The sequence below is a fragment of the Iodobacter sp. BJB302 genome (genome assembly GCF_002735645.1).
In the GTDB taxonomy this organism is placed as follows: Bacteria; Pseudomonadota; Gammaproteobacteria; order Burkholderiales; family Chitinibacteraceae; genus Iodobacter.
Genome location: NZ_PDZG01000058.1, coordinates 1 through 13766, shown reverse-complemented (window position 1 = coordinate 13766; position 13766 = coordinate 1). Strand labels below are relative to the sequence as shown.

The window sequence follows — 13766 nt, the reverse complement described above, 5'->3', positions numbered from 1 at the left end:
GAGCAGGGAAGAGCGCTGATAAAAGATGGGCTCGGGCGCTTTTATATGCAGAGGATCAGACAGGAATGGTCATTTTTCATTACATGAAGCTATATATTTTGTAAGCAATCTATCGGGCATATGCGGTCGTAATTGCTGTGCTGCCCGGTAGCCAAGCCATTTGCAGAAAAATTTATACCTGCGCCTTGATGTTGCGGGCCTTCTGCTGGCTCCAGGTCTTGATTGTGCTCAAGACCTGAGTCTGGTCATTACGGCTCTTTTAAGTACAAATTTTTATAATTTTTATACTTTCTTTATACGAGGGCCTGCGTTTTTACCAAAGTCTTTACGCTGTATTCCATAAAGTATACGGGTCGATTCCTCTTAATAAGAGTTAGCCATGGATGTGATCTATTTAGGCGCTTTATGCGTAATAGCGGTATGCCCCGCCTTACTTTTACTGCTGTGCAGCCACCTTAGGGGTGAATCATGATCGTTCTGATTTCGCTGGTTACCGTTGTTTTATTTGTTTACCTTTTTTACGCGCTGTTTAAACCGGAGCGTTTTTAAATGACTACCGATGCTTTGCTCCAGCTGGGGCTGTTTTTATTCGTTTTACTGCTGTTGTCATGGCCGCTGGCGATGGTGATCAACAAAGTGATGCAGGGCGAGATTCAAGGCCCTTTACGCGTTTTAAAGCCGCTTGAAAACGGGATCTATCGTTTGGCAGGTATCAATTCCAGCCAGGAAACAGGCTGGAAATCCTATGCGATCAGTTTGTTGCTGTTTAATGCAATTGGCGCATTGGCACTTTATCTCTTGCAACGTGCGCAAGGTGACCTGCCGTTTAACCCTCAGGGGTTTGGCGCGGTCAGCCCGGATTCTGCGCTTAATACTGCTATTTCTTTTGTCACCAATACCAACTGGCAAGGCTACGGTGGTGAATCCACGATGTCTTACCTCACGCAAATGCTGGGTTTAACGGTACAGAACTTTGTTTCTGCAGCCACCGGTATTTCGGTAGTGATTGCCCTGATCCGTGGTTTTGCCCGGCATAGCGCCAGCACCGTGGGTCACTTCTGGGTGGATTTAACCCGCAGCACTTTATATATCTTGCTGCCGCTGTCTCTGGTTTTATCTTTGGTGTTTGTGGGCCAGGGCATGATTCAAAACCTGTCCGCATATAAAGAAGTGCCTACAGTCCAGGCTAATGCATTTCAGCAGCCAAAGCATGACAGCCACGGTGATGTGGTGAAAGATGCCAAGGGCGCACCTGTAATGGAAGACGTGGTCAGTCATACACAAACACTGGCCATGGGTCCGGTTGCATCGCAAGAGGCAATTAAGCTGTTGGGTACTAATGGTGGTGGTTTCTTTAATGCTAACTCCGCTCATCCTTTTGAAAATCCAACGCCATTTGCAAACTTTTTACAAATGCTGGCGATTTTCCTGATTCCTGCTGCGCTGTGCTTTGTTTTTGGCCGCATGGTGGGTGATAAACGTCAGGGCTGGGCGATTATTGCAGCCATGACGATTATTTTTGTGGCGATGTATTCCGTGCTGGTAATGGCCGAGCAAACAGGTACGGCCGGTCTGAATCCGCTTGGTGTGGATCAGGTGCTGAGCAGCACGCAAGCTGGCGGCAATATGGAAGGTAAAGAAGCCCGCTTTGGTGTAACGGCAACGTCCCTGTTTATTGCGGTAACCACTTCGGCTTCTTGTGGCGCGGTAAATGCGATGCACGATTCCTTAACCCCGCTGGGTGGCCTGATTCCTACACTGCTGATGCAGCTGGGTGAGGTGGTGTTTGGTGGTGTGGGATCAGGTCTTTACGGCATGCTGGTGTTTGCGATTCTGGCGGTGTTTATTGCGGGGCTGATGGTAGGCCGCACACCTGAATACCTGGGTAAAAAGATCGAAATCTTTGAAATGAAGATGAGTGCTTTATCTATCCTGGTTACACCGATTCTGGTGCTGGTGGGTACAGCGGTTGCCTTGATGTTGACTGATGGTAAGGCCGGGATTCTGAACCCGGGAGCGCATGGCTTAAGTGAAGTGCTGTATGCCTTTACCTCGGCTGCAAATAATAACGGCAGTGCTTTTGCTGGTTTATCTGCTAACACCCCGTTTTATAACGTGATGTTGGGTATCGCAATGTGGTTGGGTCGCTTCCTGATTATTGTTCCGGTACTGGCAATGGCGGGTTCTTTAGCCTCTAAAAAACGCCTTGCCGTAACAGGCGGAACGCTGCCAACGCACGGGCCTTTATTTGTAGTGCTTTTGGTTGGAACCGTGCTCTTGGTGGGGGCACTGAACTACGTACCTGCTCTGGCACTGGGCCCTGTGGTTGAACATTTGCAAATGATTGCACCTGTTAAATAACAGCTTTGGGCGGGAAGGCCTGTGGTTTTTCCCGCCCGGTAAATTTGCAATCAAACCATTGCAACTCCTTTTGGTAAAAAGCGATGAATACTACTGACGTGAATCGTACAAAGCCCGCCGTAGCGCCTGTTGCTGCTGCCGCTGTGGCTGCGCACTCTGTACCTGCTGCCGCAGGCAAAAAACTTTCTTTACTCGACCCGCAACTGATTGGGCCAGCGGGGGTCGATTCGTTTAAAAAACTGGCACCAAAAACCCAGCTTAAAAACCCAGTGATGTTTGTGGTGTACGTGGGTAGTATTTTAAGCACCTTGCTGCTGATTCAGGCCCTTGCCGGCCATGGTGAAGCGGCGCTGAGCTTTATTGCCGGTATCACTGCATGGCTGTGGTTTACCGTGTTGTTTGCTAACTTTGCCGAAAGCCTGGCAGAGGGGCGCAGCAAGGCACAGGCCGCATCATTACGTAATACCAAGAAAAACGTCATTGCTAAAAAGCTGACTGGCCCGGGCCGCAAATTTGGCAAATCCATTGCCGACAGCGCGAGTCTTCGCAAGGGCGATTACATTCTGGTGGAAGCCGGTGATGTGGTGCCTGCGGACGGTGAAGTAATCGAAGGCGTTGCCTCGGTGGATGAATCGGCCATTACCGGTGAATCTGCACCCGTGATTCGTGAATCGGGCGGCGACTTTACTGCAGTAACCGGCGGTACGCGTGTGTTGTCTGACTGGATTGTGGTACGGGTGAGTGTGAACCCGGGCGAAGCCTTTCTGGACCGAATGATTGCCATGGTGGAAGGCGCAAAGCGCCAGAAAACACCAAATGAAATCGCGTTAACGATTTTACTGGTGGCTTTGACCATCGTGTTTATGGTGGTGACGGTAACGCTCCTGCCTTTCTCTATGTTTAGTGTGGAAGCCGGCAAAGCAGGCTCGCCGATTACCATTACTGCCCTGATTGCCTTACTGGTATGTTTGATTCCAACCACTATTGGCGCGCTTTTATCAGCCATTGGTGTGGCAGGTATGAGCCGTATGATGCAGGCCAATGTGATTGCCACATCAGGCCGCGCAGTAGAAGCAGCAGGGGATGTGGATGTGCTGATGCTGGATAAAACCGGCACCATCACCTTGGGTAATCGTCAGGCGTCAAGCTTTGTACCGGCTCCTGGCGTGACAATGGAAGAGCTGGCAGATGCCGCACAATTGGCATCTCTCGCGGATGAAACCCCGGAAGGCCGCAGTATTGTGGTATTGGCTAAGCAGAAATTTAATCTGCGCGAACGCCAGCTTTTAAGCCACGCGGTAGAGTTTGTAGCGTTTACTGCACAAACCCGTATGAGCGGTGTGAATTACGATGAGCGTTTAATCCGTAAGGGTGCGATCGATGCAATTAAAAAACACGTTGCCACCATGGGCGGTGTATTCCCTGATGCAGTAGGCAAGATTGCAGACGATATCGCCCGCCGTGGTTCTACACCATTGTTGGTCAGTGATGGCCCTAAAGTGATGGGCGTGATCGAGCTGAAGGACATCGTGAAGGGCGGCATTAAAGAGCGTTTTGCCGAGCTGCGTCAGATGGGGATTAAAACCATCATGATTACCGGTGATAACCCGCTGACTGCTGCGGCGATTGCTGCCGAAGCCGGTGTGGATGATTTCCTGGCTGAAGCAACACCAGAAGCCAAGCTGGCATTGATCCGCCAGTATCAGGCCGAAGGTAAGCTGGTCGCGATGACGGGTGACGGTACCAATGATGCACCGGCACTGGCGCAGGCTGATGTGGCCGTGGCCATGAATACCGGTACGCAAGCGGCTAAAGAAGCGGGCAATATGGTGGACTTGGATTCTAACCCCACCAAATTGATTGAGATTGTAGAAATCGGCAAGCAAATGCTGATGACACGCGGCTCATTAACCACTTTTAGTATTGCCAACGATGTGGCGAAATACTTTGCCATTATTCCGGCCGCTTTTGTATCGACTTACCCGCAATTGGGCGCATTAAATGTAATGGGATTAAACAGCCCTAATTCGGCGGTGATGTCGGCGGTGATTTTTAATGCCTTAATTATTGTGTTCCTGATTCCGCTGGCATTAAAAGGCGTGAAATGCCGCGCTCAGGCTGCCGCGCAATTACTGCGTAATAATTTATTGATTTACGGTTTGGGTGGCTTATTAGTCCCTTTTGCCGGGATTAAAATCATTGATATGGCATTGGGTGCGATGGGCTTAGTTTAAGTGGTGCGTCATCCGGCCGGTGCCGGATGATTTGGAGGGCACGCGTATGGATATGATTGGAAACTTATTGCTGATTATTTTCATTCTGGTGTTGGCGTATGGGGTGAGGTGCTGCAGTCTTTGGTTTTGGCGGCGCTCGCCCACGCTTAAGGAGTATCTGGCGAAACATGCCACTTGCAAGGGGGAAGGAGAGGTAGGCTGCTATCGCTGCGGCGTATTTTACCCTTTGACCAGTGATCATCTGTACGCCGTGCGCTCTAAAACGATGTGCAGCTGCTGCAAAACCGTACTGTGGCGCAGCGAAATTTGATGTGGTGCGCCATTGCTCGCCACTTATGGATAGATTTACCTCTTGAAGCAAGCCTTATGGCAAGCGCAATGAAGGATTTAAAATGAATGCTCAATTAAGACCCGCTCTGGTCATTTTTGCTCTACTTTCTGTGATCACTGGCCTGGCTTACCCTTTGCTGGTAACCGGCGTTTCCCAGGCTACCATGCCGGATCAGGCCAATGGCAGCCTGGTACAATTGCAGGGTAAGGCCGTAGGCTCAAGCCTGATTGGCCAAAATTTCAGCGAGCCACAATACTTCTGGGGCCGCCCGTCGGCAACAGGCCCTATGAGCTACAATGCGGGCGGATCAAGCGGCTCTAACCTTGGCCCGACTAATCCGGCGTTTCTGGATACAGTAAAAGGGCGTGTTGATGCATTGAAAAAAGCCCACCCAAACCAGGCTGGCGCTATCCCGGTTGATCTGGTTACGGCATCAGGCAGTGGTCTGGATCCGCATATCAGTATCGCCGCTGCGCAGTATCAGCTTGAGCGCGTTTCGGCTGCTCGTAAGCTGTCTGGCGACAAAGTGAGTAAACTGCTGGCAGAAAATACAGAAGGCCGTCAGTTTGGTGTATTTGGCGAGCCGCGCGTAAATGTGCTGAAGCTGAATATTGCACTGGATGAGCAATATCCATTAGCGAAGTAGTCAAATTCGCAGGGCGCAATCGCCCTAGCAATGCGCCCCGCAAATTGGCGCATTGCCGCTTCGCGTTGAATACGCTCTGCGGGTTTTAGCTTCCCCCTTTGTAAAAGGGGGACAAGTGCCGCTGACTTGTGCTGATGCCTGTGTTCTTTTAACCCCCAACCCTTAGTCACAAGCCCATCAATGACCGATACCCGCCCCGATCCTGATTCACTGCTCGATAAAATCAAACGAAGCGACGAGCAAGCCGCCCGTGGGCGTTTGAAGATTTTTTTTGGTGCTTGTGCGGGTGTGGGTAAAACTTACGCCATGCTGGCTGCTGGCCATGTACAGCAGCGTTTGGGTATAGATGTTTTGGTTGGGGTGGTTGAAACGCACGGACGCAGCGAAACAGCCTCTCAGCTGATCGGTTTAAAAGTGTTGCCGCCTGCAAAAATAGAGCATCGCGGGCAAATTCTGCCCGAGTTTGATCTGGATGCGGCGCTGGCGATCAAACCACCGCTGATTTTAATCGACGAGCTGGCGCATTCTAATGTGGCCGGATCACGTCACCCAAAGCGCTGGCAGGATGTGGAAGAGCTGTTGGCGGCAGGGATAAATGTTTACACCTCGCTGAATGTGCAGCATCTGGAGCGCTTAAACGATGTGGTCGGGCAGATTACAGGGATTGTGGTGCGTGAAACGCTGCCGGATCACGTGTTTGATGCTGCAGATGAGGTGAGCCTTGTCGATTTGCCGCCAGATGAATTACTGCTGCGCCTGGCCGAGGGCAAGGTTTACCGGCCGGAGCAGGCCACCCGGGCCAGCCAGAATTTCTTTCGTAAAGGCAATCTGCTGGCGCTGCGCGAGCTGGCTTTGCGCCGCACGGCCGACCGGGTGGATGCGCAGATGCGCGCTTACCGCGCGGATCAGTCTATTCAGCCTGTATGGAAAGCACACGAGCGTTTATTGATCAGCATTGGCCCCTATTCGGACGGGGATAAGCTGATTCGCAGCGCATGCCGGCTGGCCGCCAGTTTGCATGCTGAATGCCTGGTGGTTTATGTAGAAACGCCGGAGCTGCAGCGCCAGGGCGAGGCAACGCGTAATCAGGTATTAAAAACACTGAAGCTGGCCCAGGAATTGGGTGCGGAAACCAGCGTGCTGGCGGGGGTGGATCTGGTGGATACCCTGCTGGCCTTTGCGCGCAGCCGTAATGTATCCAAAATGGTAGTGGGTAAATCGCAGCGCAGCACATGGTCGCGGCTATGGCGGCGGCCTTTATCCGAGCTGCTGATCGATAAGGCCAGCGATGTTGATGTTTACGTGGTGGCGCATGATATAAGCGATGCACTGCCCAGCGATACAAAACCCAATAGCCTGCTGTTTGACGAGGTAACGCCCAAGCTTCAGCGACATGGCTATTTTGCCGCGCTGGGCGCAGCCGCTTTAACTACGCTGCTGACAGCAGGCTTGCTGCACTTCTTTGATTTAGCCAATGTGGTGATGTTGTATTTGCTGGCGGTGGTGCTGGTGTCGGTGCGTTATGGGCGCGGTGCAGGCGCTGTAACGTCTTTATTATCGGTGGCCGCATTTGATTTCTTTTTTGTAGCGCCGCGCATGTCTTTTACGGTGTCAGATACTCAGTATTTGCTGACCTTTGCTGTGATGTTATCGGTGGCGCTGATTATCAGCCATCTGACTTCCAGATTACGCTTTGAGGCCAATGTGGCCACCTACCGCGAGCGCCGCACGCGGGCCTTGTACGAGCTGGGGCGCGAGCTGTCTGGCGCGCTGACGGCCACCCAAATTGTAGAAATGAGCGTGCGCCATCTGGATGGCTTGTTTCAATCGCAAACGCTGCTGTTTATCCCCGATAGCGAAGAAAAAGTGCGTGCATCGCACGAGCATGCCTGCGCCGATTTAGGTATTGCCCAGTGGGTTTATGATTATCAGCAGCCTGCGGGCCTTGGCACACATACGCTGCCTGCCGCGCCGCTGCTCTATATTCCTTTGAAAGCCCCGATGCGCACCCGTGGCGTGCTGGCGGTATTGCCCAGCGACAGCCAGCATGTGTTTTTACCAGAGCAACAGCGCTTACTGGAAACCGCTGCCAGCCAGATTGCACTGGCGCTGGAGCGCGTGCATTACGTAGAGGTTGCACAAGACGCCATTGTTGCCATGGAATCAGAGCGCCTAAGAAACGGCGTTTTATCTGCGGTATCGCATGATTTACGCACGCCGCTGACCACGCTGGTTGGTCTTGCCAGCCTGTTGGATAAAGATGAGATCCCTGCAGAATTGCGGCATGTTTCACAAAGCTTGCAAAAAGAAGCGATGCGTATGAATCATATGGTCAGCAATTTGCTGGATATGGCCAGACTGCAATCGGGGGTAAAGCCAAATAAAGAATGGCAGCTATTAGAGGAATCTGTAGGCGGCGCGGTGAGGGTGGCAGGGGCCAGCCTCACCGCGCATCAAATTAAGGTGGAGCTGCCTGCTGATTTTCCCATGCTGGAATACGACGCCGTGCTGATGGAGCGCGTGCTGGTTAATTTATTAGAAAACGCTGCTAAATATACTCCCGCTGGCAGTACCATGACGATTTCTGCAAAAAAAGACGGCAATATGGCGCGCATAGCGGTCAGCGATGACGGCCCCGGCCTGCCTGAAGGTACACGCTTATTTGATAAATTTACCCGTGGCACCACCGAATCCGGCGCGCCTGGTGTGGGTCTGGGGCTTGCGATATGCCGCAGTATTATCAATGCCCACGGCGGACAAATCAGCGCCCGTAATTTAGACCCGCACGGCGCAGAATTTGAATTTACCCTGCCACTGGGCACACCGCCCGTGCTGGCAAATTAAGCGCTGATTGAAAGCCTGAATCTGCAGACACTGAGCACGCAGAGATTTAAGGCCGACCGGGGAGAAAACTCAGGGAGTGGATTTTGCAGGCTGCGCAAGTTGCTTCACTTGCGCACCGGTTTTTAGCTTTCCTAAGTGCTAAATAGCTGAAGATTTTGACCTTAACCGCCCTCCTTTTGCAAAAAGGGGGGTATTCAATTAATGCCGCCCAGTACGTGTTGAACGCAGTATTTTTAATTGTTTTGTATTTCCCCATATAAAGAATAGGCAAGCATGACAGATATCCCTATTACCGTTGTGATCATCGAAGACGAAAAGCCGATCCGGCATTTTTTGTCCGAATCCCTGCTCGATGTGGGCATGCAGGTGTTTACGGCAGAAACCGGTAAGCAAGGCCAGATCGAAGTCGCTACCCGAAAGCCTGATCTGGTTATCCTGGATTTGGGACTGCCTGATATGGATGGCGTTACGGTGATCGAACGTCTGCGCGAATGGTGCGAGCTGCCTATTTTAGTGCTCTCTGCCCGCACGCAAGAAACAGAAAAAGTAAGGGCGCTGGATGCCGGAGCCGATGATTTTCTCACCAAGCCCTTTGGCGTGCCCGAATGCCTGGCGCGAATCCGCGTTTTGCTGCGCCGCCACGCGCGCGGGCAGGGTGCACAGCAGTCTGTCGAGTTTGGTCAGATTAAAATCGATCTGGTTAATCGTCAGGTTTACAAAAGCGATGTGCCGGTGCATCTTACGCCTATTGAATATCGCTTACTCACTACACTGACACGCTTCCCTGGTAAAGTGCTCACGCACCGGGAACTGCTCAAAGCCGTATGGGGGCCATCGCACTCGGAAAGCAGCCAGTATCTGCGTGTGTATATGGGGCATCTGCGGCAAAAGCTGGAAACAGACCCTGCCTTACCACAACACATCGTTACCGAAACCGGCGTGGGTTATCGATTGATTAGCTGAGTTTTTAAACCCTCATCTTTAACCCCGGGTAAAAGGAGGGCACAGAGTGCCACGGAGAAAAACAACAGGCAGCAGGTTTTCTCAGTGAAACGACGTGTTCTCTGTGCCTTTCGTGGTGAAAAACTTGGGGTTTAAATTACGAATGATTTCAGGATTTGGGTTTCATTTTGTTTAGGATGCTATCCAGCGCCCGCGCAAAGTTTTGCCTGTCTGCAGTGCTCATGGCACTGGGGCCGCCGGTGTCTATGCCGCTGGCGCGTAAGGTATCCATAAAGTCACGCATATTCAGGCGCTCGCCGATATTCTCTTTACTTAAACGCTCGCCGCGTGAATCCAGTACCAGTCCGCCTTTGGCGATCACATCCGATGCAAGCGGAATATCTGAGGTGATAATTAAATCTCCCGCTGTGCATAGCTCCACAATCCGCCGGTCTGCTACATCAAAGCCTTGCTCCACCACCAAGGACTTTAAAAAAGGTGAATTCGGCGTTTGAATATACTGATTGGCCACAAAAGTGCAGACGATTTTGCAGCGCTCGGCGGCGCGAAACAAAATCTCTTTAATCACCTTGGGGCAGGCATCGGCATCAACCCAGATTTGCATGGCTTCGACCTGTGTATTGTTATTTATAGCGGCGAATTATAGCGCGTGTGGGGTGTTGATTGCGGTGGGATTACGGCGGCGTATTGTTATTTGGGGTGAGATGCACAAGGCGGTGCGATGCTATTTGTAAATACAGGAAATAACATCTCGCTGCAGATAGTGATACCCTTGAATTCAATCAATCTTCCGATTAAGCCAATGACTTCATCCAATCATCTTTATCAGGCCATAGAAAGCGCCGAAATAGCGCTTAAACGGCAAAAATTAAAGCAAGCCAAACTCTTGCCATTGGCATTGCTGCTATTTTTTGCCGTGGTTTTTGTTATCAGTGCAATATATAAATCCCGCTATCCGGCGCTGGCCTATATTACGGCGTTTGCAGAGGCGGCCATGGTAGGGGCTTTGGCGGATTGGTTTGCGGTGGTGGCTTTATTTCGCCGCCCCTTAGGCCTGCCCATTCCGCACACCGCAATTGTGCCCAGAAATAAACTGCGTATTGCCGATAGCATGGGCAGCTTTATTCAAAGCAATTTTTTATCGCCCGAGCGCATTGTTGGCAAAATTCGTGAATTTAATCCTGCGCTTAAAATTGCTGCATGGTTGACGCAAAACGCGCGGCCTTTTTCTAATTTATTAATCAGAGCGCTTAGCTATAGCCTTAATTCCCTGCATGACGGGCGATTACTGGCTTTTTTAAAAAGCACCTTAATTACCGAATTACAGCGCATCGATATCAGCCAGTTTAGCGGCCATGTTTTAGAATCGCTCACGCAAAATGGCCGCCACCACCATGTATTAAGCGAAGTATTACACGAATTACAAAAAATACTCGGCCGTGCCGAAACACAGGAAGCCATGGCCCATGTGGCTGCCGAAGAAATATCATTTTTAAAATATATGGTGCTGGATAAAGTGGCCGGTAAATACCTTGCCGAAAAGATGCTTGGCGCGGTGCAAAAAGAATTAAAAGCCATGCAGGATAACCCGGATCATCATCTGCGCCTGCAATTTGATCGCTATATCGCGGATTTTGTCAATAAATTAAAGTACGATGCCGAATTCAAACAAAGAGGCGAAAAGCTTAAGAATGAATTGCTTGCCCATCCGGCGGTAGGTGAATATATCGAAACACTCTGGTCGCAGTTATTACGCTGGCTGCATAGCGATTTGCACCGCGTGGATTCCACTATCCGCGCCAATATCATGCTATTGGCTGCCGATATGGGTAAAAAGCTGAATGAAAATACCGAAATGCAAGAATGGATCAATACTCAATGCGAGCGCGCCATTCCCCCAATTATTGAAGAATACCGCGAAACAATCGGCGTATTTATTTCAGATCAGGTTAAAACCTGGGACGAGCAATATATGGTGGAGCGCATCGAATTAAACATCGGCACCGACCTGCAATTTATTCGTGTGAGCGGCACTTTGGTGGGCGGCTTGGTGGGGCTGATGATTTATGTAGTGGCGGGGTGGTTGGGCTAGGGGCTGAGCCGGAAAACGGCCATTCACTGCCTTATGCTCCTCGGAAATAACCAGTTATTGCCTTCGTCGCATGCCTTGTGCCTGGCTATTTTCCGGCTCAGCGCAATTGTGAATGAGGCGTCAACAGCCCCTGGGGAACCAGCTCATCAAGTGGGCTGCTTACACCACGGCCACCTTTGTTTAATACATGGGTATAAATCATGGTGGTGGCCACATCTGCATGGCCGAGTAATTCTTGGATGGTGCGGATATCGTAACCCGCCTGTAAGAGATGCGTGGCAAAACTGTGGCGCAGGGTGTGCGGCGTGGCCGGTTTGGCGAGGCCCGCTGCCTGCACCGCCCGTTTCATTGCCCGCTGTAAAAGTTTTTCATCCTGGTGATGGCGGCGCTCGGCGCCGCTTCTTGGGTCGCGTACATACCCGGTGGTAACAAACACATACTGCCAGCCCCATTCCTTTGCTGCATTGGGGTATTTTCGTGCCAGCGCATCAGGCAGATAAATATCCGCCATTCCCGCCGCCAGATCCGCTTCATAAAGGGCGCGCCGGCTCTGTAGGTGGGCTTGCAATGGCTCGATCACGCTCTGCGGCAGCATGGTGACGCGATCCTTGGCGCCCTTGCCATCCCGCACAATGATTTCCTGCATGGTAAAATCGACATCCTTCACCCGCAAGCGCATGCATTCCATTAAACGCATCCCCGTGCCGTAGAGTAGCCGCAGTTGCAATGCATACAAGCCATTGGCCAATCTCAAAATTGCCGCCACTTCGCTTTTGCTTAATACCAGTGGCAACCGGCCAGGCTGCTTGGCCCGCACCACTTCATCCAGCCAGGGTAAGTTGATTTCAAGCACATCACGGTAGAGGAACAGCAGCGCAGAGAGTGCTTGATTTTGCGTGGAAGCCGACACGCCACCCGCCACGGCTAAGTTGGTCAGAAACGCTGTTACCTCGGCAGCGCCCATCTCACGCGGATGCCGCTGAGGATGAAAACGCAAAAACCGCCGCACCCAGTTGACATACTGCTGCTCTGTCCTTAGGCTGTAGTGCCTTACGCGAATCTTATCGCGCAATACATCCAGCAAGCGCGGCGCAGCAGTCCCTTCGGAAGGTGTACTATTTGGCATAGAAACCGCCATATGGTTGAATTTCAATGTAATATCTGGATGGTATGTTTTGTTATACACACAGATAAATTAAATATACACCTGTAGAGGTGTATATTTCACGTTAGCCTTCACAATCATCATCAATCAAAACATCGTATTTACCAACCCACCCAAAGGGCATTTCAAATGAAGAAACTATTCGTATCTGTCGCTGTTGTCACAACGCTCGCTCTCTCTGGATGTGCTACTCCCCCAATCCCAGTTAACTATGCTCCCAGTTCAATCAAGAGTGCTGCTGGTTCACTGTCCGTGTCTGATTTTTCTTATTTTCCATCTACCCCGACTGCGCCGAAAGTGGTTGCTTCCAACCAAATCCGCAATACAGCAATGGGCGAGATAAAAATCGACCGGGATGTCAGTAAATTCGTTCGGGATGCGGTGTTCTCTGAGCTGCGTGTTGTCGGAATCAAGACCAATGATTCTTCAAAGGTATTGAGCGGAGAGGTTGAAGAGTTCTTGATTGATGATCTTGGTTACAGCGTTGACTGGACATTGCGTATTAAATACGTATTAACTGATGCTACTTCCAAGAAAATCGTCTTTTCATCAACAAAGAACACTCAACGCAATACTGCTAAGTTCGCTAACGTATTTGGGGCCCTTAACGAGACAATCAAAATTAACATTGAGCAACTTATCGATGACGCTAACTTTGTGAAAGCCATTCAGTAGGCTAACAAATCATTCCAGCGGACCGTCAAAATGCTGCGCTTTTTGCCGTCCGCTGAATTCAAACGTTAGGCATTCACATATGCATTACAAAGAGTTGGATCATAGGTCAACACCACTTAGAACCCTCTGTACTACAGCTACAAATGCCATCTCGGAGCTTGTTCAATTTTCTAAAGTTGGCATATTAGATAGCCTGTTGGCAGCTGAGTATGCGGAATACTTTTATGGTGCGGTGCTTGTCGCATGTCAGACATATGCACTAGGCACGGTAGGCGATATAAATGAAATACGAACTTTGAATGGTTTAGGTAAACTCAAAAAAATAGAGTTACCTGATTATGTCTCTTGCTCAATTAAGGCTTGAAATACCCCTCTTGGACAAGGTTTAGCCTGCATCACGGCTTTGAGTAATCGAGGAATCAGAGCGCACAGGTCTGCTCGACGATTGAAACGGT

The 13766-nt window shown here is 50.7% G+C and carries 10 protein-coding genes; 8 read left to right on the top strand and 2 right to left on the bottom strand.

The genetic code is table 11. The annotated features are described in order from the left end of the window. Positions 1-468: 468 nt before the first annotated feature. The 6 genes from kdpF (at position 469) to CSQ88_RS16600 (ending at position 9379) form a co-directional block, all read left to right on the top strand. The gene (gene kdpF / locus CSQ88_RS23695; RefSeq protein ID WP_099399210.1) at positions 469-549 is read left to right on the top strand and encodes a K(+)-transporting ATPase subunit F; all 81 of its coding nucleotides are present in this window, start codon (positions 469-471) and stop codon (positions 547-549) included. Continuing rightward, positions 550-2361 carry a potassium-transporting ATPase subunit KdpA gene (kdpA, locus tag CSQ88_RS16625; RefSeq protein WP_099399209.1) on the top strand — a complete coding sequence of 604 codons (1812 nt, stop codon included), beginning with the start codon at positions 550-552 and terminating at the stop codon, positions 2359-2361. Positions 2362-2444: 83 nt separating this feature from the next. After that, positions 2445-4595, top strand: a complete 2151-nt coding sequence (kdpB, locus tag CSQ88_RS16620) for a potassium-transporting ATPase subunit KdpB (RefSeq protein WP_099399208.1) — start codon at positions 2445-2447, stop codon at positions 4593-4595. 392 nt (positions 4596-4987) lie between these two features. Further along, on the top strand, positions 4988-5572 hold the full coding sequence (gene kdpC, locus CSQ88_RS16610) for a potassium-transporting ATPase subunit KdpC (protein ID WP_099399206.1): 585 nt from the start codon (positions 4988-4990) through the stop codon (positions 5570-5572). Positions 5573-5752: 180 nt separating this feature from the next. Further along, complete coding sequence (locus tag CSQ88_RS16605; protein WP_099399205.1) at positions 5753-8416, top strand: sensor histidine kinase KdpD; 2664 nt, start codon at positions 5753-5755, stop codon at positions 8414-8416. Positions 8417-8689: 273 nt separating this feature from the next. Beyond that, a complete protein-coding gene (locus CSQ88_RS16600) occupies positions 8690-9379 on the top strand; it encodes a response regulator (protein WP_099399204.1) in 690 nt (229 codons plus the stop codon). Between the two features lie 148 nt (positions 9380-9527). Here the strand turns inward: CSQ88_RS16600 and CSQ88_RS16595 are convergent, their stop codons facing one another. Beyond that, a complete protein-coding gene (locus tag CSQ88_RS16595) occupies positions 9528-9983 on the bottom strand; it encodes a YaiI/YqxD family protein (protein ID WP_099399203.1) in 456 nt (151 codons plus the stop codon). Positions 9984-10151: 168 nt separating this feature from the next. Here CSQ88_RS16595 and CSQ88_RS16590 point away from each other — a divergent pair, with 168 nt between their 5' ends. After that, the gene (locus CSQ88_RS16590; RefSeq protein ID WP_180273694.1) at positions 10152-11471 is read left to right on the top strand and encodes a DUF445 domain-containing protein; all 1320 of its coding nucleotides are present in this window, start codon (positions 10152-10154) and stop codon (positions 11469-11471) included. Positions 11472-11568: 97 nt separating this feature from the next. Here the strand turns inward: CSQ88_RS16590 and CSQ88_RS16585 are convergent, their stop codons facing one another. Then, positions 11569-12597: an integron integrase gene (locus CSQ88_RS16585; RefSeq protein WP_143449502.1), complete on the bottom strand. Its 1029-nt coding sequence runs from the start codon at positions 12595-12597 to the stop codon at positions 11569-11571. 168 nt (positions 12598-12765) lie between these two features. Here CSQ88_RS16585 and CSQ88_RS16580 point away from each other — a divergent pair, with 168 nt between their 5' ends. After that, entirely contained in the window at positions 12766-13311 is a 546-nt protein-coding gene (locus CSQ88_RS16580) for a hypothetical protein (RefSeq protein WP_099399200.1), read from the top strand. Positions 13312-13766 lie beyond the last annotated feature (455 nt).

What these genes read in the sequence shown, in the direction of transcription:
- CSQ88_RS16600 (WP_099399204.1), top strand. Translation starts at nt 8,690, where the DNA reads ATGACAGATATCCCTATTACCGTTGTGATCATCGAAGACGAAAAGCCG.
- CSQ88_RS16585 (WP_143449502.1), bottom strand. Translation starts at nt 12,597, where the DNA reads ATGCCAAATAGTACACCTTCCGAAGGGACTGCTGCGCCGCGCTTGCTG.
- kdpC (WP_099399206.1), top strand. Translation starts at nt 4,988, where the DNA reads ATGAATGCTCAATTAAGACCCGCTCTGGTCATTTTTGCTCTACTTTCT.
- kdpF (WP_099399210.1), top strand. Translation starts at nt 469, where the DNA reads ATGATCGTTCTGATTTCGCTGGTTACCGTTGTTTTATTTGTTTACCTT.
- kdpA (WP_099399209.1), top strand. Translation starts at nt 550, where the DNA reads ATGACTACCGATGCTTTGCTCCAGCTGGGGCTGTTTTTATTCGTTTTA.
- CSQ88_RS16595 (WP_099399203.1), bottom strand. Translation starts at nt 9,983, where the DNA reads ATGCAAATCTGGGTTGATGCCGATGCCTGCCCCAAGGTGATTAAAGAG.
- CSQ88_RS16580 (WP_099399200.1), top strand. Translation starts at nt 12,766, where the DNA reads ATGAAGAAACTATTCGTATCTGTCGCTGTTGTCACAACGCTCGCTCTC.
- CSQ88_RS16605 (WP_099399205.1), top strand. Translation starts at nt 5,753, where the DNA reads ATGACCGATACCCGCCCCGATCCTGATTCACTGCTCGATAAAATCAAA.
- kdpB (WP_099399208.1), top strand. Translation starts at nt 2,445, where the DNA reads ATGAATACTACTGACGTGAATCGTACAAAGCCCGCCGTAGCGCCTGTT.